The 25,772-nt window shown below is 71.3% G+C and carries 19 protein-coding genes and 1 pseudogene; 13 read left to right on the top strand and 7 right to left on the bottom strand.

All coding sequences use genetic code 11. The features are described 5' to 3' along the window. Window positions 1-40: 40 nt before the first annotated feature. The 9 genes from B1H19_RS08990 to B1H19_RS08950 all read left to right on the top strand — a co-directional run bounded on the left by B1H19_RS08990 (window position 41) and on the right by B1H19_RS08950 (window position 11,618). Window positions 41-1,411 carry a class II 3-deoxy-7-phosphoheptulonate synthase gene (locus B1H19_RS08990; RefSeq protein ID WP_083104093.1) on the top strand — a complete coding sequence of 457 codons (1,371 nt, stop codon included), beginning with the start codon at window positions 41-43 and terminating at the stop codon, window positions 1,409-1,411. 296 nt (window positions 1,412-1,707) lie between these two features. Continuing rightward, window positions 1,708-3,807 (top strand): non-ribosomal peptide synthetase, encoded by a 2,100-nt coding sequence (locus B1H19_RS08985; RefSeq protein ID WP_107426363.1) that lies wholly within the window; start codon window positions 1,708-1,710, stop codon window positions 3,805-3,807. Window positions 3,808-3,857: 50 nt separating this feature from the next. Beyond that, complete coding sequence (locus tag B1H19_RS08980; RefSeq protein ID WP_083104091.1) at window positions 3,858-4,850, top strand: TauD/TfdA family dioxygenase; 993 nt, start codon at window positions 3,858-3,860, stop codon at window positions 4,848-4,850. Window positions 4,851-4,871: 21 nt separating this feature from the next. Then, entirely contained in the window at window positions 4,872-5,909 is a 1,038-nt protein-coding gene (gene sbnB / locus B1H19_RS08975) for a 2,3-diaminopropionate biosynthesis protein SbnB (RefSeq protein ID WP_083104090.1), read from the top strand. A 40-nt stretch (window positions 5,910-5,949) separates the two neighbouring features. Further along, the gene (gene sbnA / locus B1H19_RS08970; RefSeq protein WP_083104089.1) at window positions 5,950-6,939 is read left to right on the top strand and encodes a 2,3-diaminopropionate biosynthesis protein SbnA; all 990 of its coding nucleotides are present in this window, start codon (window positions 5,950-5,952) and stop codon (window positions 6,937-6,939) included. A gap of 61 nt (window positions 6,940-7,000) precedes the next feature. Further along, window positions 7,001-7,207, top strand: a complete 207-nt coding sequence (locus B1H19_RS08965) for an MbtH family protein (protein ID WP_083104088.1) — start codon at window positions 7,001-7,003, stop codon at window positions 7,205-7,207. 5 nt (window positions 7,208-7,212) lie between these two features. After that, complete coding sequence (locus B1H19_RS08960) at window positions 7,213-8,193, top strand: TauD/TfdA family dioxygenase (protein WP_083104087.1); 981 nt, start codon at window positions 7,213-7,215, stop codon at window positions 8,191-8,193. An 845-nt stretch (window positions 8,194-9,038) separates the two neighbouring features. Continuing rightward, a complete protein-coding gene (locus B1H19_RS08955) occupies window positions 9,039-10,988 on the top strand; it encodes an AfsR/SARP family transcriptional regulator (RefSeq protein ID WP_237289791.1) in 1,950 nt (649 codons plus the stop codon). A 231-nt stretch (window positions 10,989-11,219) separates the two neighbouring features. Then, a complete protein-coding gene (locus B1H19_RS08950) occupies window positions 11,220-11,618 on the top strand; it encodes a hypothetical protein (protein ID WP_083109506.1) in 399 nt (132 codons plus the stop codon). Window positions 11,619-11,699: 81 nt separating this feature from the next. Here the strand turns inward: B1H19_RS08950 and B1H19_RS08945 are convergent, their stop codons facing one another. Next, window positions 11,700-12,533, bottom strand: a complete 834-nt coding sequence (locus tag B1H19_RS08945) for an ABC transporter permease (protein WP_083104085.1) — start codon at window positions 12,531-12,533, stop codon at window positions 11,700-11,702. Window positions 12,534-12,779: 246 nt separating this feature from the next. Between B1H19_RS08945 and B1H19_RS08940 the strand changes: the two are divergent. Then, window positions 12,780-13,926 (top strand): annotated as a pseudogene (locus B1H19_RS08940) (RNA-guided endonuclease InsQ/TnpB family protein); the annotation flags it as partial. Window positions 13,927-13,976: 50 nt separating this feature from the next. Here B1H19_RS08940 and B1H19_RS08935 read toward each other — a convergent pair. The 3 genes from B1H19_RS08935 to B1H19_RS08925 form a co-directional block, all read right to left on the bottom strand. Next, window positions 13,977-14,936 (bottom strand): ATP-binding cassette domain-containing protein, encoded by a 960-nt coding sequence (locus tag B1H19_RS08935; RefSeq protein ID WP_083104083.1) that lies wholly within the window; start codon window positions 14,934-14,936, stop codon window positions 13,977-13,979. Between the two features lie 187 nt (window positions 14,937-15,123). After that, window positions 15,124-15,780 carry a response regulator gene (locus tag B1H19_RS08930; RefSeq protein WP_083104082.1) on the bottom strand — a complete coding sequence of 219 codons (657 nt, stop codon included), beginning with the start codon at window positions 15,778-15,780 and terminating at the stop codon, window positions 15,124-15,126. Continuing rightward, window positions 15,777-17,102, bottom strand: coding sequence for a sensor histidine kinase (locus B1H19_RS08925; RefSeq protein WP_237289233.1), 1,326 nt, complete (start codon window positions 17,100-17,102; stop codon window positions 15,777-15,779). Before B1H19_RS08925 ends, B1H19_RS08930 begins: the two co-directional genes overlap by 4 nt. A gap of 291 nt (window positions 17,103-17,393) precedes the next feature. On the opposite strand from B1H19_RS08925, the gene B1H19_RS08920 reads away from it, so the two are divergent. From B1H19_RS08920 to B1H19_RS08910, 3 genes are all read left to right on the top strand, one after another. After that, window positions 17,394-18,065, top strand: a complete 672-nt coding sequence (locus B1H19_RS08920; protein WP_159028034.1) for a DUF6875 domain-containing protein — start codon at window positions 17,394-17,396, stop codon at window positions 18,063-18,065. Next, window positions 18,052-19,050, top strand: a complete 999-nt coding sequence (locus B1H19_RS08915) for a methyltransferase (protein WP_083104080.1) — start codon at window positions 18,052-18,054, stop codon at window positions 19,048-19,050. The genes B1H19_RS08920 and B1H19_RS08915 overlap by 14 nt, the downstream gene beginning before the upstream one ends. A 207-nt stretch (window positions 19,051-19,257) precedes the next feature. Further along, window positions 19,258-20,544, top strand: coding sequence for an acyltransferase family protein (locus B1H19_RS08910; protein WP_083104079.1), 1,287 nt, complete (start codon window positions 19,258-19,260; stop codon window positions 20,542-20,544). 5 nt (window positions 20,545-20,549) lie between these two features. On the opposite strand, the gene B1H19_RS08905 is transcribed toward B1H19_RS08910, so the two are convergent. From B1H19_RS08905 to B1H19_RS08895, 3 genes are all read right to left on the bottom strand, one after another. Continuing rightward, window positions 20,550-23,066, bottom strand: a complete 2,517-nt coding sequence (locus B1H19_RS08905; RefSeq protein WP_083104078.1) for an ABC transporter permease — start codon at window positions 23,064-23,066, stop codon at window positions 20,550-20,552. After that, on the bottom strand, window positions 23,063-23,824 hold the full coding sequence (locus tag B1H19_RS08900) for an ABC transporter ATP-binding protein (protein WP_418361436.1): 762 nt from the start codon (window positions 23,822-23,824) through the stop codon (window positions 23,063-23,065). Before B1H19_RS08900 ends, B1H19_RS08905 begins: the two co-directional genes overlap by 4 nt. A gap of 270 nt (window positions 23,825-24,094) precedes the next feature. Continuing rightward, a complete protein-coding gene (locus B1H19_RS08895; protein ID WP_083104076.1) occupies window positions 24,095-25,759 on the bottom strand; it encodes an amidase family protein in 1,665 nt (554 codons plus the stop codon). Window positions 25,760-25,772 lie beyond the last annotated feature (13 nt).

Here is a 25,772-nt window from a genome sequence, read left to right as displayed (position 1 = left end):
TGCATGGAGCCGCGGCACCCGACTCTGGCGAAAGGCCGCGATGAATCCCCTCCCGACGACGGAATACCGCGCGGACGGCAATTCCCTTCCGGCCGCCCAACAGCCCGCCTGGGCCGACCCGGATCTGCTGGACGGGACCACCGGCCGGCTCGCACGGCTCCCCGAACTCGTCTTCGCCGAGGAGAGCGACCGGCTGCGCGAGCGGCTGGCCGCGGTCGCCCGCGGTGAGGCGTTCGTGCTCCAGGGCGGCGACTGCGCCGAGACCTTCGACGGCGTCACCGCCGACGCGATCAACGGCAAGCTGCGCACCCTGCTCCAGATGGCCCTGGTGCTGACCTACGGCGCCTCCGTACCCGTCGTCAAGATCGGTCGGCTGGCCGGGCAGTACGCCAAACCGCGCTCGCGACCGACCGAGACCCGCGGCGGCGTCACCCTGCCCGCCTACCGCGGCGACGCGGTCAACGCACCGGACTTCACCGCGGCCGCCCGCCGCCCCGACCCCCGGCGGCTGCTGCGCATGTACGAAGCCTCGGCGGCGACCCTCAACCTCGTACGCGCCTTCTCCACCGGCGGCTACGCCGGCCTGCACCACGCACGCGACTGGAACCGGGCCTTCATCACCGACTCGCCGGCCGGCCGCCGCTACGAGGAACTGGCCGACGACATCGACCGCTCGCTGCGCTTCATGGAAGCCTGCGGGGTCACCTCCCGGCAGCTGCACGCCGTGGAGTTCTTCGTCAGCCACGAGGGCCTGCTGCTCGACTACGAACGGGCGCTGACCCGCACCGACGCGCGGACCGGGCGGGCGTACGCCGGCAGCGGCCACCTCCTGTGGATCGGCGAGCGGACCCGCGGCCTCGACGGCGCACACGTCGACTACTTCTCCCGTATCGGCAACCCGATCGCCGTGAAGCTCGGCCCCGACGCCACCGCCGACGAGGCGCTCGCCTACGCCGCCCGGCTCAACCCCCGCAACGAACCGGGCCGGCTGACCTTTGTGACCAGGATGGGCGCCGGGCGGATCCGCGACCGGCTGCCCGGCCTGGTCGAGAAGGTCACGGCCGACGGCGCGGTGGTCGCCTGGGTCTGCGACCCGATGCACGGCAACACCTTCGTGGCCCCCAGCAGCCACAAGACCCGCCGCTTCGACGACATCCTGGACGAGGTCCGCGGCTTCTTCGAGGTGCACCGCGCGCTGGGCACCCACGCCGGGGGCCTGCATGTCGAGCTCACCGGCGACGATGTCACCGAGTGCGTCGGCGGCGACGACGTCCTGGTCGGCGACCTCCACCGGCGCTACGAAACCGCCTGCGATCCGCGGTTGAACCACCGTCAGTCCCTCGAACTGGCCTTCCGCGCCGCCGAAATGCTGCTGGACCCGCTGCGGGGGCCCGGCGACGCGGCGCCCTGAGGGGGCGCCGGGTATCGGGCCGGGCAAAGAAGCTCGATAATCCATCGATATAGAGGCCGCCTAGCTTGCTTCCACAAGGTGAAATCGGCCGCCGAAGCCGGCCGCCGATTTCACGATCCGACGGACATCCGGTGTGGGGTGCAACGCTCGTGGTGGGCAGCGCAGGAAGTCAGGGCGACGACGCGGGGGCCGGGTACCTCCCGGCCGAGCCGCAGGAGGTCGCCGACGGCATCGAGCGGGTGGCCGCGCAGTGCCGGGTCGACGCCGCGACCGTCCGGCTCGCCGCACAGGTCATCGTGGCGGGGGCGGTCGCCGGCTTCCACGAGTCGCCGGCCGGCGAGGGCAGCTGGCGCGAGGTCATCGCGCAGGTGGCCACCGAGGCGGGACGGGCCGAGGCCCTCCGGGCGTGGGCGGGCGTCGCCGCACAGGACCAGGTCAGCGCCGAACGGGTCGCCGGCTATCTGCTCACGGCGCTGCGCGCGCTGATCGCGGATCCGGACGCACCGCACCATCTGCACAGCCTGCTGTCGCCGGAGGAACTCGCCGTCCAGCTGGAGGATTTCGCCGGGCCCGTCCGCCCCCTCCCGGACCGGCGCTTCCACGAGCTGTTCGAGGAGCGGGTGCGCCGCCACCCCGACGCGGTCGCCGCCGTGCTGGGGGAGCGCTCCTGGACGTACCGGGAACTGAACCGGCGGGCCAACAAGATCGCCTGGTCGCTGCACCACCGGGGGCTGCGCGGCGAGGACGTCGTCGCCGTGGTCACCGAGCGCACCCTGGAGTGGCTGGCCGCCGTGATCGCGGTGTTCAAGGCGGGCGGCTGCTATCTGCCGCTCGAACCGCACTTCCCCGCCGACCGGATCGCCAATGTGCTGACCCGCAGCGGCAGCCGGTGGGTGCTCGCCGAGCGCGGGGTTCCCCATCTGGCGCAGGCGCTCGTCGGCCGCGACGGCGTCGAACTGTCCTACCTCGACGTCCTGCTGGCCCAGGACGGCCCCGAGGACGACCTCGGCCTCCCGGTCGCCGCCGACCAGCTCGCCTACATCTACTTCACCTCCGGTTCCACCGGCGAGCCGAAGGGGGCGATGTGCGAGCACAACGGCTTCCTCAACCACCTCCTGGCCAAGATCGAGGACCTCGGCGTCGGCGAGGGCGAGGTCATCGCCCAGACGGCCCCCCAGTGCTTCGACATCTCCCTGTGGCAGCTGGTCTCCGCCCTGCTGGTCGGCGGCACCACCCGCCTCGTCCCGCAGGACGTCGTCCTGGACGTCGGCAGATTCCTCGACACCCTGTCCGACGGGGGCGTCCAGGTCGCCCAACTGGTCCCCTCCTACCTGGAGGTGGTGCTGTCGGCCCTGGAGGAGAGCCCGCGGGCGCTGCCCCGGCTGCGCTGCGTCTCCGTCACCGGCGAAGCCCTCAAGAAGGAGCTCGTCGAGCGCTGGTTCCGTACCTTCCCGGGGGTGCTCCTGGCCAACGCCTACGGGCTCACCGAGACGTCCGACGACACCAACCACGAGGTGATGGACCGGGTTCCCGGCCACCGCTCGGTGCCGCTCGGCAGGGCGATCCGCAATGTGCGGGTGTACGTGGTCGACGAGCGGCTCTCCCCGGTGCCGCTGGGGGTGCCCGGCGAGATCGTCTTCTCCGGAGTCTGCGTCGGCCGCGGCTACATCAACGACGAGGCCCGTACCAAGGCCGCCTTCGGTCTCGATCCGCACCGGCCGGGCGAGCGGCTCTACCGCTCCGGTGACTTCGGCCGCTGGCTGCCCGGCGGGACGCTGGAGTTCCTCGGCCGCCGCGACTCCCAGGTCAAGATCAACGGATTCCGGATCGAGATCGGCGAGATCGAGAACCGCCTGCTCCAGGTGCCCGGCGTCCGCGACGGCGCGGTGGTGACCGCGGGCAGCGCCGAACGCCCCTATCTGGTCGGCTACTACACCGGCGGCGCGGAGGCGGGCCCCGAGGTGGTGCGGGAGGCGCTGGCCGCGGTGCTGCCCGGCTACATGGTGCCGCAGCATCTGCACCGCCGCCCCGAGCTGCCCCTCACCGCCAACGGCAAGATCGACAAGAAGGCCCTCGTCCGGATGGCGGCCGAGGCGGAACAGGCGGCCGGCCGCGACGAGTTCCAGCCCCCGGCGACCGCCACCGAACGCCGGGTCGCCGCCCTGTGGGCCGGTCTGCTCAAGGCGCCGCTGGAGCGCATCGGCCGCGGTTCGCGCTTCGTCGAGCTCGGCGGCACCTCACTGACCGCGATCCGGCTGGCCATCGCCCTGGACCGGGCGGTGACGGTCAAGGAACTGGCCGACACCCCGACCGTCGCCGACGTGGCCGCGCTGCTGGACCGGAAGGCGGACGGGCGGCCCGAGCGGGAAGCGCACGGGACCGGCCACACCGGCTGACACCGCGGTCGCCCGCCCGCTCGCGAGCACCTCACGGAGAGACAGAGACGATGACTTCCCAGACCCTGACCGCCGCCCCCGGCGCGGCCGAGAACGACGCGCCCGCCGCCCTGCCCGTCCTGCGGGTCGCCCCGCAACAAGGCACCGCGGCCGACCGGGCCGAGGCCCACCGCGACGCCGTCCAGGACCTGATCGCCGAGCATGGCGCGGTGCTGCTGCGCGGCCTCGGCGTCGGCTCGCCGGACGAGGTGGCGGCGGTGGCGCGGGCGCTCGGCGTGACGCCGATGACCGAACGCGAGCGGTTCGCCCCCCGCAGGTCGTACGCGGAGGGCGTCTACTCCTCCTCCGAATGGCCCGCGGACGAGCCCATGTGCATGCACCACGAGCTGAGTTACGCCACCGAGGTGCCGAGCCTGCTGGTCTTCGGCTGTCTGACCGCCCCCGCCACGGGCGGCCGCACCGCGGTGGCCGACTCGCAGGAGGTGCTCAAGGCGCTGCCCGCCGATCTGGTGGCCCCCTTCGCCCGCGACGGCTGGCTGCTGACCCGGATGTACCACGACATCGGCGTGTCCTGGACGGAGGCGTTCGGCACCGACGACCGGTCCGCGGTCGACGCGTACTGCGCGGCGGCGGGCCTGGAGCACGAGTGGCTGCCGGACGGCCGGCTGCGCACCCGCCAGCGCCGCTCCGCCGTCGTCGAGCACCCGCGCACCGGCGCGCCGGTCTGGTTCAACCAGGTCGCCTTCCTCAACGAGCGGACCCTGGACCCGATGGTCCGCGACTACCTCGTCGACGTGTACGGCCCCGAGGGCCTGCCCTTCAACACCGCGTACGGCGACGGCACCGCGCTCACCGGGGAGACCGTCGAGACCCTCAACGCGGCCTACCGCGCCGCCACCGTGGGCGAGCCGTGGCAGGACGGCGACGTCCTCCTCGTCGACAACCTCCGCATGGCGCACAGCCGTGAGCCGTACGAGGGCGACCGCGACATCGTGGCGATCCTCGGCAACCCGGTCCGGCTCGCCGGGCACGTCCTTTCCTGACCTTTGACCTGTGGAGTCCTGATGTCCCCTTCCGCCCCGGCGCCCTCGTTCGCCGTGATCTCCGGCGGCCAGGTGCACCGCGCCCTCGACGGCCGGCACCGTGAGGTCGTCGACCTGATCGACGCCGCCTACCGCACGCACGGCGCGGGCGACACCGTCAACCCGCCGTCCTACTTCCTGCGCTTCCCGGACCGCCCCGACTCCCGCATCATCGCCCTGCCGGCGTCGATCGGCGGCGAGGTGCAGGTGGACGGGCTGAAGTGGATCTCCAGCTTCCCCTCCAACATCACCGAGGGCATTCCGCGGGCCTCCGCCGTCCTCATCCTCAACGACCCCCGCACCGGCTACCCGCTGGCGTGCCTGGAGAGCTCCATCATCAGCGCCACCCGCACCGCGGCCTCCGCGGCGCTGGCCGCCGACCGGCTCTCCGCACACCGCGAACGCCCGCGGCGGATCGGCTTCTTCGGCGTCGGGCTGATCGCCCGCTATGTGCACCAGTACCTCGCGGGCACCGGATGGTCCTTCGACGAGACGGGCGTGTTCGACCTGTCCGCCGAGTACGCCGGCGGGTTCGCCGGCTACCTGGAGGGCGCCTCCGACGGCACCGGGCGGATCACCGTGCACGACAGCGCCGAGGACCTGATCCGCACCAGCGATCTGCTGGTCTTCGCGACGACCGCCGGCACCCCGCACGTCACCGACCCCGACCTGTTCCAGCACAACCCCCTGGTGCTGCACGTGTCGCTGCGCGACCTCTCGCCCGAGGTGGTGCTCTCGGCGACCAACATCGTCGACGACGTCGAGCACTGCCTGAAGGCCAACACCTCGCTGCACCTGGCCGAACAGCAGGTCGGCCACCGCGACTTCGTCGACGGCACCCTCGACGACGTGCTCACCGGACGCCTCACCCCCGCCGCCGACCGCCCGGTGATCTTCTCGCCGTTCGGCCTCGGGGTGCTCGACCTCGCGGTCGGCAAGCACGTCTACGACACCGTGCTCGCCGCCGGGGAACTCCCGGTCGTCGAGGACTTCTTCCATGAGATGCGTCGATACGGCTGAGCGGTCCGCATCCTCCACCAGCGCGAATGCGGGAGGTCCTGTGCCGATCATCTCGGCTCCGCATGAATTCAACGAGGACGATCTCTACGTGGATCTGCGGTCCTCGATCGGGATGCCCCTCTACCTCAAGTGCGAGGGGTTCAACTTCGCCGGTTCCGTCAAGCAGAAGGCCGCCTTGGAAATGGTCGAGGCGGCCGAGCGGTCGGGCCTGCTCACCAGCGACTCGGTGCTGGTGGAATCCTCGTCGGGCAACCTCGGGGTCGCGCTCGCCACGATCGCGGCGAGCAAGGGCTACCGGTTCGTCTGCATCACCGACAACCGCTGCAATCTGGCCACCCGTCAGATGATGGAAGCCCTCGGCGCCGAGGTCCACACGATCACCGAACCCGACCCCGAGGGCGGCTTCCTCGGCGCACGGCTCGCCCACGTCCGGCGGCTCTGCGCGGGCGACGAGCGCTACGTCTGGCTCAACCAGTACCTCAACACCAACAACTGGCGGGCGCACCACCGGCTGACCGCACCGCATATCGCGCGGCGCTTCCCCGAACTGGACGTGCTCTTCATCGGGGCCGGCACCACCGGAACGCTGATGGGATGCGCGCGCTGGTTCCGGGAGCACCGGCCCGCGGTGCGCATCGTCGCCGTCGACAGCGTCGGCTCGGTCACCTTCGGCGGCCCGGCGGTGCCCCGGATGATCCCCGGGCTGGGGGCCGGGGTGCGCCCGCCGCTGCTGGACGAGTCGTTCGTGGACGATGTGGTGCAGGTCCCGGAGATCGACACCGTACGGACCTGCCACCGGCTGGTCGGCCACGGATTCCTCTTCGGCGGCTCCACCGGGACCGTCGTCGCCGGCGCCGCGCAGTGGTTCGCCGAGCACACCCCCGACGCCGACCGGATCACGGCCGTGGCCATCGCCCCCGACCTGGGGGAGCGCTATCTGGACACGGTCTACCAGTCCAACTGGGTCCGTCACCTCTACGGATCCGCGGCACTCGACGCGGACGGATCCGCGGTCGCCGAGACGGCCTGACGGTCCGTCGGCTCCGCATTCCTTGCAACGGCTCCACACGCACAGCAGAAAGAGACATGCGATGACCAACCCGTTCGAGAACCCCGAAGGCCGCTACCTGGTCCTGGTCAACGACGAGGACCAGTACTCCCTGTGGCCGTCCTTCAGCCCGGTCCCGCCCGGCTGGCGGGTGGCCAACGAGGAGGCGGGGCACGAGGAGAGCCTCGCCTACATCACCGAACACTGGACCGACATGCGTCCGCGCAGTGTCGTCGAGGCGATGGGCTGACGGGCATGGAGACGACACTTCAGACCGGCGCCCAGCCGCTGATCCTGACGGTGGACGCCGACGACTCGCTGCTGACCGAGCGGGTGGCCGCGGAACTGGCCGCGCCGGGCGCCCTGGTGGACGACCCCGAGTGGCTGGCCCGCGCCCGCCGGGCCTGGTCCGATCTGCCGACCGAACTCGTCGCCGGCCTGCGGGAGTTCCGCAAGGACTCCGGGCCCACGGGCTCGATGCTGGTCCGCGGTCTGCCGGTCGGACACGCGACCCTGCCGCCGACCCCCGGCAAGCCCGGTTCCGTCCAGCGCGAGGCCACCGTGTCCGCGGCCGTGCTGGCCATGGTCGCGAGCGGTCTGGGGGACCCCGCCGCCTACCGCCCGGAGAAGACCGGCGCGATCGTGCAGGACGTCGTGCCGGTGCCCGGACAGGAGGACTACCAGAGCAACGCGGGATCGGTGCTGCTGACCTTCCACACCGAGAACGCCTTCCACCCGCACCGCCCGGACTTCGTGATGCTGCTGTGCCTGCGCGCCGACCACGAGGGCGTCGCGGGGCTGCGCACCGCGTGCATACGGGAGGTGCTGCCGCTGCTGACCGAGGAGTCCCGACAGGCCCTGTTCAGCAAGGAGTTCATCACCGCCGCACCGCCGTCGTTCGGCCTGGACGGTGTGGGGACCGAGCCGCAGGCGGTGCTCCACGGGGCCGTCGAGGACCCGGACATCTGCGTGGATCTTTCGGCCACCGAGCCCACCACCGTGCGGGCCAAGGAGGCCATGGCCGAACTCCAGGAGCTGTTCGACCGGACCGCGCAGACCGTCCGGCTGGTCCCCGGCGACCTGGCCATCGTGGACAACCGCGTGACCGTGCACGGCCGTACGCCCTTCCGCCCCCGCTACGACGGGCAGGACCGCTGGCTTCAGCGCACCTTCGTCCTGACCGACCTGCGCCGCTCGAGGGAACACCGGGACGGTGACGGCCACGTGCTCGACTGACCGATGTTCGCCCGCGGTCGCGTGGCGAGCAGCGACGGAGGGCGCCTTGCTCCCGCGCCGGTCCGGTTCGGCCCCTGCGAACCGGAACGGCGCTGGAGAAGGCGCCCTCTTGCCATGCCGTGAACGGGGCGAAAAAACGTTCCGTAAGGAGCGGATAAAGATTCGGAACCGGCGCTCGGGCGCGGCCGGTTGCGGTAGTTCCCATTCCCGATTCGCCGGATCGTGACGCCAGGATTGCGCCCGGTGAGCGGGCCCCTGAATTGTCCACTTGACTGTCCATCAAACTTGACGCGAAACAACCGTTCCCATAGCGTTGCTCACGTCATCGCGAACGGCTCGGGGGGTAGGGGGGAACCCTTTTTACCCGCCGAGTGCACGACGGTGCCAACGGAAGATGCCGTGCGATCCACGCTGAATTCGAATGGACCATGAAGACCAAGAATGCTTTCCCGTGAGGTGAGCCGCGGGTTTGCCGGATGATCCGGCCAGACTGACCCGGCTCGACGGCCGACGGACCCGTGGGGTGGTCCGGCGGGATCCCGTGAACTCCGCTCTGACCAGGCGAGACGTTCACGCTCCAACGCCGTTTCGCCGGTGCGGCGCCAGGTGCGCCCAACACGGCGGCGGCGTGCACCCCGTGGCACGAGTGCCGTGCCGGCCGGCGGGAACCGGCGGACACGGCCGGGGGTCGGGGGACCGCGTTTCCAGCTGTCGCTCGTCACACCGTCAGGCACACACACCCGCCCGGTTCGGTGAATCCCCATTCATTGTTGAGACACGGTCTTTCGGTGCAGGGGGAAATTGTGGGGGACCAGCTCAGATTTCACATCCTTGGCTCATTGGAAGTGACCAAGGAGAACCAGCGAATAGCCATCGGCGGGGCCCGCCAGCGCACCATTCTGGCCCTGCTGCTGCTCAACCCGGGGCGCATTGTTTCGGTGGACACCCTGGTGGAGACGGTGTGGAACGGCCGACCGCCCGCCACCGCGCGCACCCAGGTGGCGATCTGCATCGCCGCACTGCGCAAAAGATTCAAGGACGAAGGCTGCGACGACGATGTCATCGTCACGGCGCACCCCGGTTATCTGCTCGCCCTGGAAAACCACTATGTGGACGCGGTCGAGTTCGAACACCTCATGCTGCACGCCCAGGAAGCGGCGAAGGAACAGCGGACGGCCGACGCGGCGGCGCGGTACGAACAGGCGCTGGCCCTCTGGCGCGGGCCCGCGCTCTCCGGAGTCGCCGGCACGCTCGTCGAGGACGAGATGGAACGCCTGGAGGAACTCCGCCTCGCCGGCTACGACGGGTATGTCGCCGCCCAGTTGGACCTCGGCCACCACAACGACCTGATACCCGGGCTGCTTTCCGTGGTCCGCGACCATCCGCTGCGCGAACGCTCCCGCTGCGCCCTGATGTTGGCCCAGTACCGCGTCGGTCGGCGGGCGGAGGCGCTGGAGACCTTCCGGGAGGGGCGGGAGCAGTTCATCGACGGCCTCGGCCTCGAACCCGGCCCGGACATGCGGGAGTTGCACCAGGCCATCCTGCGGGACGACCCGGCGCTGATGGCCCCGGTGGCCGCCGCCCCGCCGCCGCAGCCGAAGGCACCGCGGACCGCTCCACTGGAACTCCCCGCCGACATCCCCGCCTTCGTCGGCCGCGAGGATTCCCTGGCCGACCTGGACACCCTGCTGCACGACGAGGACCGGCAGCCGGCCATGGCGCTGATCACCGGTGGCGCCGGCGTCGGCAAGACCGGCCTGGCCGTCCACTGGGCGCACCGGGCCGCCGAGGAGTTCCCCGACGGACTGCTCTTCGCCGATATGCGGGGCTACGACGAAGCCCATGAGCCCGCCACCGCCGATGTCGTCCTCGGCTGGTTCCTGCGCTCCCTGGGCGTTCCGGAGGCGGAGATCCCCGCCGGGACGCAGGAACGCGCGGCGCTGTACCGCAGCGTGCTCGCCGGCCGCCGGGTGCTGATCGTGCTGGACAACGTCCGCTCCTTCGAGCAGGTACGCGACCTCGTGCCGGGCAGCTCGCGCAGCTGTGTGCTGCTGACCAGCCGCGGCCTTCTGGAACAGCTGGTGGTCCGGCACGGCGCCGTCCGTGTCCACCTGGACGTGCTGCACCGCGCGGAGGCGACCGAACTGCTGGCGCGGTTCATCGGCGCGGACCGGGTGAACACCGCGCGGGCGGACGCCGAACGGCTCGTCGAGCTGTGCGACCTGCTGCCGCTGACGGTGCGGACCGCCGCCGTCCGGCTGGCCGCCAAACCCCACTGGCCGATCGCCTACCTGGTCTCCCGGCTGGCCAACGAGGAACGGCGGCTCGACGAGCTCAGCTCCGGCGAATCGCAGGTCCGGTCGAGCTTTGCGCTGAGCTACCGCGCGCTGCCCCCGGACGCCGCCATGCTCTACCGCAGGCTCGCCCTCCTGGACGCCCCGGACTTCACGGGCTGGGTCGGCGCGGCCCTGCTGGCCATCGACACCGGCCGGGCCGAGGGCCTGATGGAGTGCCTGGTGGACGCCCATCTCCTCCAGTCGGTGGGCTTCGACGCCACGGGGCAGCCGCGCTACGGCTTCCGCGATCTGCTGCGGCTCCATGCGCGGGAGGTGGCGGCCGAGGAAGGAACCGCGGCCGATCAGCGCGAGGCCCTGCACCGTGCCTTCCGCGGCCGGCTGTCCGTCGCCGAGTCGCCCCGCCGGCGGGAGTTCGCCGCCGGCCCGCGCGGGCAGCTGCTCATCGGGTCGGGCGGGACCGCCGCACTGGACTTGCTGACCGCATCGCCGTCCAATTAGCGCGGTCCGCCAACCGACCGCATCCCGGATCGGGTTGCGCTTCTCCCTCTCCGTACTGCGCGCCGTGCGGCGCCGGAACTCCCTCAGGGCTTTCGGCGCCGCACGTACGGGTCCGTACCGATAAGAGACGAGTCCGTGATGAATTTCCAGAAGTATCGGACCGTCCCGCGTTTCTTTATCTGGCATGTACACTGCCATGACATGCAGAGGCTTGACGGGAGGTCGCCGAGCATGAACACGGCGTCGGATGACGCTTCCGGAGTCTGGCTCGCCAGCACCGTCCGGGGCCTATTGGACGAAAAGTACGGCCGGGGGAATGTGCCCTCCGTAAGAAAGCTCACCCAGCTTATTCGTGAAGCGAATGGCAGTGCCACCATCTCGCACGGCCATGTGCACAATATTCTGCGGGGCGAGGCGCCCAATATCACGGACAAGACGCGGGAGATGCTCGCGCGCTTCTTCGCGGTGCCGCCCGACCGCCTCGTTCCCCCCGGTGTCCGGCCCGTCACCGGCACGGACCGCCGGCTGGAGGCGCTGGCCTTCCGTTTCTCCTCCCTCCAGCCCGATGAGCTGAGGGCGATCGAAAAGGCCATCCAAATGGTCAAGGAGGAAAGGGACGGCGCGGTCTGAGGAATTCCCGCGGCGGAAATGCAGGACGGCCCGGGCCTTTCGAGGCCAGGGCCGTATCCCGCGATTATCCGGATCATGCGCTCACAGCGTGCGGCGCCCGTACTGACGTACCGCCAGCGGCACGAACACCAGCAGCAGACCGCCGATCCAGAACAGCGATCCGGACACATTTCCCGCCACCGGACCGCCGTCCAGCAGCCCCCGGCAGGCGTCGACCACCAGCGTGGTCGGATTGACCTCCACAAAAGCCTGGAGCCAGCCCGGCATGGTCGACGGCGGCGCGAACATCGAGCTGCCGAACTGGAGCGGAATCATCCAGAGAAAGCCCACCGACTGCACCGCCTGCGGGCTGCGGATGGCCAGACCGACATACGCGGCGATCGTCGACAGGGCCACCCCATAGAGCACCAGCAGGCCCACCGCGGCGAGCACGGACGGCACATCGGTGCGGACCCGGAATCCGATCACGAAGGCGAAGGCCAGGATGACGGCCTGCCCGAGCGTCAGCCGGCACACATCCGAGAGGATCCGGCCGGAGAGCACCGCGGAGCGCGCGATGGGCATGGACCGGAAGCGGTCCATGACTCCCTTGCTGAAGTCCAGGTTGAGCGCGATGCCGGTGACCTGCGCGGCGAAGCTGACGGTCTGCACCATGATGCCGGGGATCAGATACTGCCGGTAATCCGCCTGCCCCTTGCCGATCGCCCCGCCGAAGACGTACACGAAGACCAGCGTGAACACCATCGGCATGACGGTGGCGTCGAGCAGCTGCGAGGGATCGCTCTTGAACTGGGTCAGATTGCGCCGGGCGATGGCCAGCGACTGGCCCAGGGCGTCCCGTAGCCCGACCCGGGACCTGGACGGCCGCCGCGGCGGGGCTTGGGGGTCGGACGGGGCGAGCAGTGCGGCGGTCATCAGGTCTCCTTCGTGGATGCTCCCGGCTTCAGCCGGGGGAGGAATCGAAGCTTCTGCGGAGCAGGGGACCGGGGAAAGGCGTATCGCCGCTGGGCGATACGGCGTCCACCACGGTTGTGGCGGATCAGCTTTTTCAGGCAACCGGGTCTCAACTGTCGTAGCTCCCACGTAGATTGATGAGTGTGAGGACAGCAGCGCAGACGAGGGGGGGAAACCGGGTACGCCCGGTACACCTTCCGCTTGCGTGTGTCGTCCACAGCGAACGCTTTGCTGTTGGCGGAGTGGGACCGGTGCCGGTGGGTGTGGAATGAGTGTGTTGCCAGGTCCAGGGCAGTCTGTGCGCACAATCGTGCGCATCCCGAGGACAAGCAAACGTGCGGTCCGGTGCCACTGTCCGCGATGCTGACGGAGGCCCGCGCCCGTATCCCGTGGCTGCGCGAAGGCGCCTCGGTGCCGCAACAACAGCTGATACGTGACTTCGGCAGGTCCCGTGCCAAGGCGATGAAGGACATCCAGGCCCGGTTGCCGATGCAGCATCGCGCGGGCATGCCGAAGTGGAAGAAGAAGCGTGACGCCGCTCCGACCTTCGAGTACACGCGGCGCGGGTTCCGCCTGAAGGACGGCCGTCTGCACCTGGCGGGCGGGATCGTACTGCGGGTGGTGTGGTCGCGCGATCTTCCGTCCGCCCCGTCCTCGGTGCGGGTCTACCAAGACAGCCTTGGCCACTGGTACGCCGGCTTCGTCGTCCCCGCCCAGACCCGGCCGCTTCCGGAAACCGGCGCGGTGATCGGCGTGGACTGGGGTGTGACAGAGACCGCGACCACCACCAGCGACGCCCACGATCTCCCCCACGCCCAGCATGGCAAGAACGCAGCGCAACGCCTGGCGAAGTACCAGCGGATGATGTCCCGGCGTAAGCCCGGGCGCGGCCAGGCCGCCTCCGCCGGCTACCGGGAGGCGAAACGGCAGACGGCGAAGGTCCACAAGAAGGTGGCCCGGCAGCGGCAGGACACCGGCCGCAAGTGGGCAAAGGCCGTCGTCCGTGACCATGACGCCGTGGCCGTGGAGGACTTCCGTCCGAAGTTCCTGGCGAAGTCGACCATGGCGCGCAAGGCCGCAGATGCGGCGATCAGCATGACGAAAACGGCCCTGCTGGAGATGGCCCGCAAGCACGGCCGGACCGTGCACCTCGTGCACCCGGCCCATACCACCATGGATTGTGCAGACTGCGGAGCGAGAACCAAGCACGCACTGCCTCTCTCAGAACGAACGTACACGTGCACCGCGTGCGGAGTCTCCCGACCGAGGGATAAGAACTCCGCTCGCGTGATGCTCGTCCGGGCTGGTCTCCGTCCCGGCTAGCGCTGATCGTGTAAGACCTTGCGGACCGCTGGCCCGCAGGCGATGTGAGCTAGGAATCCCCTCCCTCAGAGAGGGGAGGTTTCAAGCCGTTCTCCGTGGGTCGTCGGCCGGGTCGCCCGAGGTGAGGGTGAGGAACACCTCGTCGAGGCTGGGGGTATGGGTCTCGATGCCGTCGATGGGCACTCCGGAGGCGGTGAGCACATGGAGCGCGGCCGTCAGCTCCTCCTGGCCGCCGACCGGCAGGGTGATCAGCCCCTCGTCCGGGTCCGCGACGGCACTGCGGCCGCCGGTGCCGCTCAGCTGCCGTGCGATCTCGGTGAGGTCGGCGCCCCGGTCCGGCCGGATGCGCAGCACCTGACCGCCGGTCCTGCCGCGCAGTTCGGCGGGGGTCCCCTCGGCGATCACCCGGCCGTGGTCGATCACCACGATGTTCTCGGCGAGGGCCTCGGCCTCCTCCATGTACTGCGTGGTCAGCAGCACCGTCGTCCCCCGGGCCACCAACGACCGCACCATGTCCCACAGTTCGAGTCGGCTGCGCGGATCGAGGCCCGTGGTGGGCTCGTCCAGATAGAGCACCTCGGGATCGCCGACCAGGCTGGCGGCCAGATCGAGCCGGCGCCGCATCCCGCCCGAGTAGTCGCGCGGCAGCTTCTTGGCCGCCTTGCTCAGCCGGAACCGTTCGAGCAGCTCATCGGCGAGGGCTTTGGCCCGCCGCGGCGGCAGCCGGTACAGGCGGCCGATCAGATAGAGGTTGTCCCAGCCCGGGATGGTCTCGTCCACCGACGCGTACTGCCCGGTCAGACCGATACGGCCACGGACCTGATGGGCCTCGGTCACGACGTCGAACCCCGCGACCCGCGCCCGCCCGCCGTCCGGGCGGGTCAGCGTGGCCAGCATCCGCACGATGGTGGTCTTGCCCGCCCCGTTGGGGCCGAGGAGCCCGAGCACGCTGCCGGCCGGTACCTCCATCGTCACGCCGTCGACGGCCCGGGTCGAGCCGAACTCCTTGACCAGATCCTCGACGTGGATCGCCGCGGTCATCGGGACGCCAGGAGGGAGCCGGTGCGTCCCGGCCCCGTTGAAAGACCAGTGATGAGCATATGACGCCTTCCCGGGACGATCCCAACAACATCGGTCCGGCGATGCTAGGAACCGCGCTTATCGCCTGCGTATCGGCTGCATTCCGCGCGGGCCGGCCCCTGGGACGGGCGGGAGGAACCGGCGCGGCTCACTGCCCCGCGACGACCAGGCCCGCCTCGTAGGCGAAGACGGCCGCCTGGGTACGGTCGCGCAGACCGAGCTTCACCAGAATCCGGCTGACATGGGTCTTGACCGTCTGCTCCGCGATGACCAACCGGTCGGCCAGTTCCGCGTTGGACAGCCCCTGGGCGATGAGGCGCAGCACCTCGGTCTCCCGCTCGCTGAGATCCGCGACCCGCTCACTGCGCAGCCGGGGCGTGTGCATCCGGGAGAACTCCTCGATCAGCCGCTTGGTGACCGTCGGCGCGAGCAGCGCGCCGCCCCGGGCGACCGTCCGTACCGCATCCGCGAGCTGATGGGCCGACGAGTCCTTCAGGAGGAAGCCGCTCGCACCGACGCGCAGCGCTTCGTAGACATACTCGTCCGAATCGAAGGTCGTCAGGATGATGATCTTGACGTCGGGGGTGGCCTCGGTGATCCGGAGCGTGGCCTCCAGCCCGTTGAGCACCGGCATCCGCACATCCATCAGCACGATGTCCGGAGCGAGCTCCCCGACCTGACGGACGGCGTCCTCCCCGTTGACCGCCTCGCCCACCACATCGATGTCCGGCTGGGCGTTGAGCAGGATGCCGAAGCTCTCCCGGATCATGGTCTGGTCGTCGGCGACCAGGACGCGGATCGTCATATGCCCTCCCCGTCGTTCGTGGGCAGCCACGCCGTCACTTCGTACCAGCCGTCCTCGCGCGGCCCGGCCCGCAGGGTGCCGCCCAGTGTGGAGGCCCGCTCGCGCATGCCCAGTACACCGTGCCCCCTGCCCGCCTGGGGTTGCGCCCCGGTCGCCGGGCTGTTGGCCAGGCGGATGCGGATGCCGGTCCGTTCGTAGGATAGCCGGAACTCGACCCGGCACCCCGGGGCATGGCGCAGGGCGTTGCTCAGCGCCTCCTGGATGATCCGGAACGCCGACAGCTCCACGCGCTGCGGCAGCGGCCGCGCGGTGCCCTCGACCGTGGACTCGACGTGCAGACCGGCGGTCCGCACGTTGTCCACCAGCTCCTCGACGTTCTCCAGCGTGGGCTGCGGCGTGAACCGGCCATCCGCGGGCTGGTCGTCGGACCGCAGCATGCCCAGAATGTGCCGCATCTCGGTCAGGGCCGCCAGCGCGTTGCCCCGGATGCTGGCGAAGCTCTCGCTGAGTTCCTCGGGCGGATCCGCCACCCGGTACGGTGCCGCCTCCGCCTGTACCGCGATCACCGACATATGGTGCGCGACGACATCGTGGAGCTCGCGGGCTATTCGGGTGCGCTCCTCCAGCAGCGCCCGGCGGGTCCGTTCGAACTCGGTGAGCACCTCCTGCTCCCGCAGCCGGTCCTCGGCCTCGGTGCGCCCGCGGACGACGGCGAGGACCGCCAGCCCGAACGCGGAGAGCAGGGCGAGCAGCAGCAGATCGTTGGCATCGGCCACGGGCGAGGCGAGCACGGTCAGCAGCCCGCCGGTCAGGACGGTCAGCGCCCACTGGGTCAGATAGACCCGCGGTCGGGCCCGCCAGGCGACCAGCAGCGTGACGGTCAGATGCGCGATCAGCCCGGTCTCGGTCCACGGCCACGGCACCCCGGCCGGGGCGGCGGAGCCCATCGCGGCCAGCCCGATCCCGTACGGCAGCACCGCCGCCAGCGACAGCCACCAGGCCGCCACGGGCCACACCAGAGCCAGCACCACCGGCAGCGACTGGGCGCAGGCCACGGCCGCGGCGCCCGCCCACATCAGATCCAGCCGGTCGGAGACGGCCAGGGCGTTGGGCACCGCAAGGTCCGTCGCGAAGAACACGGCCAACACCATCGGCAGTTGCCGCAGTACGCGGTTCCTGACCCGGGGCAGGAGCCGCGGGGCGCGTGTGGAGAAGGCGAACAGCTCATGACGCAGCGCCCGCAGCGCCGCCACGGAAAAGGGCCGTCCGCCGCCGCTTCGCCGGGGGGACCGCCGCGGCGGGCTCTCGGTTTCCTGTATCACCGGCCCATCCTACGAAGGCCCGCCGCCGCCCGGTCCGTGCGGCGGCCCGCCCGCTATAGGGGCGATAGTCCCCCGATAAGGCCGCCCTCTAGCGTCCACCCGGCGAAGCGTGACGTCAGCACGGATTCCTGTGGTCCGACGCGTCCGGCCGGTACACGGCGCCCGCCGGCCGTCACCGGTCCTCGCCCTGCCGGATCGCCGGGCAGGTAATTTCTCATTCGCGAGATCGATACGCCGGGGATTTCCCGCCGGTGTAGCGAATTCGCCGGGCACAGAGAGAGGTGGGGATGTATGCATCTCACCCAAGACGGTCCGTCGGACGTCGTCGTGCAGTCGGACGGGCCGGGTGACACGCACATCCTTAACGAAACAGCGCACTGGCTCCGGTCGTTTCTCACCCGGACGCATCCCGATCTCGGGCGCAAGGGCGCGGTGTGCCCTTTCATGGAGCAGTCCTTGAAAATGGGCCGGACCGCGCTCAGTTCCGTGGATGTGAGCGGGCCGCGGGGCACCGCGCGGCTGGCGGCCACCGCCCGTTCCGCGCTGGCGCGGCTGGGGGACCGCAGCGCGCCCGACAGCGTGTACAACGCCTTCGTCATGGTCCCGGTGAACGCTTCCGCCGAGCTGCGCCGCGAACGGGTCCTGGAGGTCCAGCAGGAACTGAAGGCGGAGGCCGTCGCGGCCGGGAAGATGGTGGGGGAGTTCTTTCCCGGCCATCCGATGCGGGGCATTCACAGCGACACCTTCCGTCCGCTGGTCAGCCCGCACCCGGTGCTCGCCGTGCGGGCCATGGTGGTCACGGACATTCTCTTTCTGACGTTCCCCGCCATTCCGGCCGCCGAGCGGCTTTCCTATCTGACGGTGTGGCACGGTCTGTTCGGCGAGGGGACCGCCGGTCCCTGGGGCGAGATATACGAGAAGGCCCGCGCCGAAGCGGAAAGGGAAGTGCGTGAATACGCTTGACGAGGAGCGCCGCCGGCTCACCGAGATGTTCGACATCGCGCCGAGCCGGGTGCTGTATGCCGTCTCCGTACTCGGCGTCGCCGATCGCGTGCCGCCCGGCGGCAGCACCGTGGAGCGGATCGCCGCCGCCGTCGGCACCGACGCCCAGCGCCTGGGGCGCCTGGTGCGGGCCGCGGAGACGCTGGGCATCTTCCGGGTCGATGCGGCGGGCACGGTCCGTCTCACCCCGGCCGGCACGCTGCTGCGCTCGGACCAGCCCGGTAGCCTGCGCGCCGAATTCTCCGACAACGCGCTGTTCACGGCGTGGGGCCCGTTCGCCGAGACGGTACGCGGCGGAGCGCCCAGCTACGACCTGGCCAACGGCACCAGTATCTTCGCCGGCATGAGCGGTGACCCCGGCGCGCTCGTCACGTTCCACGCACACATGCGGATGCGCGCCCAGCAGCTCTACCGCTCCCTGCTGCCGTTCCTGCTGCGGCGCTGCGCCGAGGACGTCGTCGATCTGGCGGGCGGTACCGGCGGGCTCAGCGAACTCCTCCTGGAGGGCGATGCCGCGGTCCGCGTCACCCTCACCGACCTGCCCGAAGTCATCGCTCTCGTCCCGCCGGACATGCTGCGCCGCCACGGTGACCGGTTCTCGGCCGAGCCCGGCGATATGCGGGCGGGAATTCCCCGGGGATACGGCACCTATCTGCTGGGCAGTGTGCTGCACGACTGGGCCGATGACGAGGCGGCCGAAATTCTGCGGTGTTGTGCGGACGGCATGGTTCCGGGCAGTGAACTCATTCTGCTGGAAAGGGTGCTGGCCGAATCCGGCCCGGACCCGCGCCGTATGGGCGACATGTGGATGATGGCGATGACCGGCGGCCGGGAACGGACCCGACAGGAATGGGCGGAACTGGCGGGCTCCGCCGGGCTGACGCTGCGGCATGTGCACCACGGAGCCGGCGAGATCTCGGCGGTGGTACTGGGCCGCAGCGGCTGATCCGTCGTTCCTGGTACCGATTCCCGGGGCGCCGGTCATACCTGAGAGCTACACGCGCAGTTGGCGCTGGAGCGTGACGATTTCCCGGGCGCAAAAACCTAGCCTTCTTTTCCGTTGAGCGAACAACTGGAAAGGAACGGCTGTCGATGCGCGCTCGTATAGGGGAAAGTCGTGGGCTGCCGGCGGCCGTTGCCCCGGAGGTCTCCCATGGCTGACGTACGTCTCCTGCCCCCCGCCGAACCCCGTACGGCGCCGATATCCGGCGGCGTGCCCGCAGGCCCCCGGACCGCCGGCCCCCGGGCGGCGGGCCGCCTGCACGCCCTGGTGCTCCGGATCGACGCGGCGACCCCGGCCGGCCGCGACCGGGCGATCGATGTGCTGCGCGCCCTGTCCACCCTCGGCGTCGTGCTCGGCCACTGGCTGGTGACCGCGGTGACCCTGCGCGCCGGCGGCCACCTGATGAACGAGAGCCCGCTGAGCCATCTGCCCGCGCTGACACCGCTGTCCTGGGTGCTCCAGCCGCTGGCGATCTTCTTCTTCGTCGGCGGCCGGGTCGCGGCCCGTAGCTGCCCCACCGGGCACTACCGCCCCTGGCTGGCACAGCGGATGCGCCGGCTGCTGCGGCCGGTGGGCACGCTGCTGTCCCTGTGGATCCTGGTGGTGCTCGGCCTCGCCGCCGCCGGTGTCGCCCACGAGACGATCAGCACGCTGTTCAACCTGGTGCTCTCGCCGCTGTGGTTCCTGCTGGTCTTCCTCGTGCTGACCGCGCTGACCCCGCTGGTGCGGCGGGCGCCGGGGCGGATCGCCGTCGTGGCCTGCGCCGTCGTGGCCGTGCTGGACGCGGCGCACTTCGCCGGTGGCGGCGCCGACTGGATAGAGACGGTCCGCAACGTCAACGTCCTCGCGGGCTGGCTGGTGCCGTACTGCCTGGGCGCGGTGTGGGCGGCCGGCGGCTTCGCCCGCCGCCGGCCCGCGGTCCTCCTGCTCGGCGGCGGCGTCGCGGCCACCGCCGCACTGATCGTGTGGGGCGGCTACCCGGCGAGCATGGTCGGCGTCAACGGCGCCGCCATGTCGAACCTCAACCCGCTGTCGCTCGCCGCCGTGACCTTCGGCCTCGCCCAGTGCGGTGCGGCCCTCCTGCTGTGCGGCCCGCTGCGCCGTCTCGTCGGACGGCCCGGGGCCGCAGCCCGGCCCGCGCCGGACCGTCGACTCCGCGCCACGCCCGGCCAGTTCGCCTGGGCCGCGGTGGCCCTGATGAACACCTCCGTGATCACGGTCTTCCTCTGGCACCAGACGGCGATGATCTCGGTGACCGCGCTCGCCCTGGGACTCGACGGCCCGCTCTTCGGCCTCCACACCGCGCCCGACACCCCGGCCTGGGTCCCCGTACGCCTCCTGTGGATGGTGGTGTTCGCCGTGCTGCTGGTGGGGCTGTGCCGGGCCTTCGGCCGGGTGGAGCACGGTGCGCGCAGCGGGCGGGGCTCGGCGGCCTGAACGCCTCAGGACCGCCGGCTGACACCGTCCACCGGACGCACCCGCAGCAGCAGCCGCAGCGGGATGCCGGTGGCCAGCAGGCTCATGGCGACCGTGGCCGCCCCCACCACGAGCAGCAACTGCGGCGGCAGATACGGCAGCGCGGCCCCCGTGCTGTCCGCGACCAGCGGGGTCAGGGTGACCAGCGCGATCGTCACGCCGACGGCCAGCCCGGTCAGCGCCACCGTCAGCGCCTCCAGCCGGACGATCCGGCACACCGTACGGACACCGGTCCCGATCAGCCGCAGCATCGAGACCTCCCGCAACTGCTCGAAGGTGACCATCGCCAGGGTGTTGGCGGCGGTGATGCCCGCGAATCCGGCGATCATGCTGAGGGCCATGATCTGGAGCCAGGCGAACGGTTCGCCGCCCGCCTCGCGGGCCTGCGCGGTCGCCTCCTCGGAGCGCACCGTGGCACCCGGCCAGGCACCGGCGACGGTCCGCAGCTCACGGTCGAGCCGTGAGAGCCCGGCCGCCGAGTCCGCGCGGACCAGGACGCGGTCGTCCAGCTGACGGGTCAGATGGCCGCGGACGGTGGCCCGCGGCAGCAGCACCTCGCCCACACCGGTGCCCCGGTCGTAGGTCGCCGCCACCACCGGCCGTACGACGGTGCCGTCACCGAGCCACAGCGTGATCCGCCGCCCCACCCCGGTCCCGGCCCGGTCGGCGAGCCGCCGGTCGACGGCCACCGTGCCGCCCCCCGGGCCCTGGGCCCGGACGTCGGCCAGCGAACCGGCGCGGACGTGCGGGTCCAGGTTGCGCGCCAGCGCCGTACCGGTGCCGGAGAAGGCGCGGCCCGAGACGGTGCGGTCACCGGGCTTCGCGCCGGGGTGGCCCGGCCCGGCCAGCAGCCCCACCTCGGCCACCCCCGTCGCGGCCCGCACACCGGGCAGCGCGGCGACCTGGTCGGCCACCCGGCCGGGCAGCCCGTCCGGTGCCTCCAGGACGCGGTCCGCGGTGAGCGCCGCCGCGCTCTGCACCCGGGTCTCATGCGTCAGCGTGGTCTGCTGGCCGATCTTGGTCACGCCGAAGGCCACCACCAGCGCCACCGGCACGATCGCCGAGGACAGCCGCCGCGCCCTGGCCCGGCCGCCCCGCGTCGCCAACTCCCCGGTGGCGCCCAGGAGCCGCATCGGCAGGCCCAGGACCTCGGTGGCGGCGCGGGCGAGCAACGGCCCGAGCAGGGACACCGCGACCAGGAACACCAGCAGGACGAACGGCGCCGCCTTGTCGGCCGTCGTGCCGCCCGCGGCCAGCACCTTGACGGCCATCGTCACCCCGCCGGCCAGCGCCCCCAGCCCCAGCAGCAGCCGGACGGGGCCGATGCCGCGGCGGGGCAGCACCGACTCGCTCAGGGCCTCGGCCGGACGGCTGCGGGCGGCACGGTAGGAGGCGATCAGGCTGCCGGGTACGGCGGCGAGCAGACCGGTGACGGCGGCCGCGGCGATGGGCAGCGGGCTGAACGTCAGCTCCGTGCCCGGCGGCAGCAGATGCCGGGTGTGCATGGCGTCGAAGATCAGCCGGGCCAGCAGATAGCCCGGTGCGCTGCCCGCGGCCACCGCCAGCACGGCCACCAGCGTGGCCTCGGCGGCGGCCATCCGCCGGATATGGCCCGGCCGCGCTCCGATACCCCGGAGCAGCGCGGTCTCCCGCTGGCGCTGCGAGATCGACAGGGACATGGTGTTGGCCACCACGAACACCGAGACGTAGATGCTCAGTCCGCCCATGGCACCGAACATGGCGACGGTGGTCTCCTGGGCCTCGGCGAAGCCCGGGTTCTCCACCTCGGCGCGCCCGGGGCCGGTGAACACCTTCGCGGAACCGGCCACCGCGCGCACCCGCTCGGCGAGTCGGGCGGTGCCCACTCCCTTCTTCGGGAACACCGCAATCGCGTCGGCTCTGCCGGGCCGGCCGGACAGTCGCCCGGCCTGGGCGTCGTCGAACCAGGCGCCCGCAGCGCGGGCGTCGAGGACGCCGGCGAGCCGGAACGAGGCGGTCCCGGCGGGGCCGGTCAGCGTCACGGTGTCGCCCCGGGACACCCCCAGCCTCTTGGCCGTCCGGGCGTCCAGCACGGTCTGCCCGGGGCGCGGCGTCACGGCGGGGGACCCGGTCGTCTCCAGCCGCGCCGAGGAGGCCGGCCGGCCGTCCAGGGCGATCGCCCGGTGGCCCGCGGCGCGGACGGTGACCGGGAAGGCGGTATCGGCGACCGCGGCCGAGACCTGCGGCAGCGCCGCCAGCCGGGTGGCCAGCCGGGTGTCGAGGCGGGCCCGGTCCGGGAGTTGCCGCCCGTCCACGAACTGGTCGGCGGCGACGATCACCGGCGCCGTGCGGTAACGCACCGGCTGCTGCTGCGCGTTCGCCGCGGCCAGCAGCAGCGTGCCGCTCGAAATGATCACCACGGCGCCGAAGAGCAGCGCGACGAAGGTGCCGAGGAAGGCGGAGGGGCGGGAACGGATCTGGGCGAGGGCGAGGTGAACGGTCATCCCCGGCCCCGCATTCCGGGAGTCGCCGACTGGGGGCGGTCGGTGGCCGAGGTCAGCACCCGCATCCGGGCCGAGATCTCCTCCGGGTCGCCCAGCATCAGTTCGTCGGAGAGCTCTCCGTCGACGAGGAAGACCACCCGGTCCGCCCAGGCGGCGGCGCTGGGTTCATGGGTGACCATGACGACGGTCGCGCCCAGGTTGTCCACCGCCTCCCGCAGCAGGGTGAGCACCTCGGCCGCCGTGGCGGTGTCGAGGGCCCCGGTGGGCTCGTCGGCGAAGATCACATCCGGTTCGGTGATCAGGGCGCGGGCGATGGCCACCCGCTGCTGCTGGCCGCCGGAGAGTTCGCCCGGCCGGTGCCGCGCCCGGTCGGGCAGTCCGACCCGGGCCAGCATCTGCTCGATCCGGTCCCGGTCGACCGGGCGGCCCGCCAGCTTCAGCGGCAGCCGGACGTTCTGATAGACGTTCAGCGCGGGCAGCAGGTTGAAGTGCTGGAAGACGAAGCCCAGCCGGGCCAGCCGCAGATCGCTGAGCCTGCTCTCGCGCAGCTTCGTCAGATCGGTCTCGCCGAGCAGCACCGAGCCCGAGGTCGGCCGGTCGAGTCCCGCGGCGCATTGCAGGAACGTGCTCTTGCCGGACCCGGACGGGCCCATCACCGCGGTGAAACTGGCGCGCGGCAGACCGATGGTCACCCCGCGCAGCGCGTGCACCGCGCCGTTGCCCCGCCCGTAGCGCTTGTGCACGTCCCGCAGCGTCACCGCCGCTTCCACCGGGGGGAACCCGGGCACCGGCACCGGCGGCCGGTCCTCGCGCCGGACGCCGGGGAACGGGGCACTCTCCTCACCTTCGGCCCGACCGGAACCTGGCTGTCGAGACCGACCCCACATGAAGATCCTCCCTGAGGACTGTGCGACCCCGCGCTGACGGACGAGCGCGGGGTTCCGAAGCGTCGAAACGAGCTTAGACGGTGCAAACCGGAAGGAGTTGGAGGTGTCCCCGCGCAGCGACGGGACACCTCCACCCCTCACTCAGAGGCCGACACTCGGTGCGGTGAACGTCGGCGCATGACGCACCGGATGCGCCTGCTCGAAACCGTGCGCGAGGCGGATCAGCGTCGGCTCGCTCCAGGCGGTGCCGGCGAAGGTGATCCCGACCGGCAGGCCGTGCACGAACCCGGCCGGCACGCTGATGGCCGCATATCCGGCGTAACCCACCGGAATCGCGCTGCCCATGATCTGCGGATCGCCGTTGACCAGGTCGATCTTCCAGGTGGGCGCGCCGGTCGGCATCAGCAGGGCCTCCACCCGGTGCTTCTTCAGCGCCGCGTCCATCCCCTCGTCCCGGGCGACCCGGCGCACCGTGGCCACCGCCTTCTTGTACTCCGGGTCCGAGGGCTTGCCCGCGTAATCGGCAATGGTCTGGAGCACGTTCTGGTCGAAGTACTCCAGCTCCGTGCTCGCGTGCTGCTTGTTGTACGCGACGAGCTCGGCCACGCTGCGCGGATGGTCGCCCGGGGTCCGGGCGAGGTAGGACTCGATGTCGTGCTTCATCTCGGTGATCTGGACGGTGAAGGCGGCGTCCAGATCCGACATCATCTTCTGCGCGGTGGGGATGTTGGCGTTGTCGACGATCACCGCCCCGGCCTTCCGCAGCACCTCGACGGCCTGCTCCGCGACGGCGTCCGCATGCGCGCTGTAGCCGGCGAACACCTCCCGGACGATGCCGATCCGGGCGCCCTTGAGCCCGCCGGGCTTGAGGAAGGGGGTGTAGTCGTGGTGGAACTTGCCGGCGCTGGCCGCGGTGGCCGTGTCGGTGGGGTCCACCCCCGTCAGCACACCGAGCAGCAGGGCGGCGTCCGCCACCGTGCGGCAGATCGGGCCGATGGTGTCGAAGCTGCGGGCACCGGGGAACATCCCGGTGCGGCTGGTGAGTCCGGTCGTGGGCCGGATGCCGACCACGCTGTTGGCGCCCGACGGGCCCAGGATGGACCCGATCGTCTCGGTCCCGATGGCACCCGCGCACAGCCCGGCCGCGGTGGCCGCCGCCGGGCCTGCACTGGAGCCGTTGGGCGAGCGGTCCAGCTTGTACGGGTTGCGGGTCTGGCCGCCTCGCTGGCTGTAGCCGCTCGACGAGCTGACCAGCGACGTCAGGTTCGCCTTGCCCAGCGGGATGGCACCGGCCGCGCGCAGCCGGGCGACCACGGTGGCGTCATGCGCCAGACGGACGCCCATCAGCCCGTGCATGCCGTTGCTGCTGTGCATCTTGTCCGCGGTGCCGATGTTGTCCTTGATCAGCAGCGGAATGCCGTGCAGCGGACCGCGCAGCTTGCCCTTGCGGCGCTCGTCGTCGCGCTGCGCGGCGAGCTTCAGCGCGTCCGGGTTCGTCTCCAGGACGGCGTGCAGCTCGGGCCCGTGGAGATTCAGCCGGTCGATGCGGTCCAGATAGAACCGGGTGAGCTCGACCGAGGTGAGCTTCCCGGTGGCCAGCTGCTTGAGCAGATCGGTGATGCTGGTGTCCTCCAGGCCGCTGCTCGAAGAGAGCAGCGACATCGGGGGCGCGCCCCGGTCGGGCACCACGGCGCCCGCACGCGGCATGCCCAGACCCAGCATCGCGGGGGCGGCCACCGCCGCACCCAGTCCCAGCAGTCGGCGGCGGTGTATCTCAGGTATGTCGGAAAGGCGTTTCCCGGCCATCGTCTCGCTCTCT

It is taken from the genome of Streptomyces gilvosporeus, assembly GCF_002082195.1.
In the GTDB taxonomy this organism is placed as follows: Bacteria; Actinomycetota; Actinomycetes; order Streptomycetales; family Streptomycetaceae; genus Streptomyces; species Streptomyces gilvosporeus.
The sequence above is the reverse complement of the archived record's forward strand: the minus strand, read 5'-3'. Positions and strand labels throughout refer to the sequence as shown.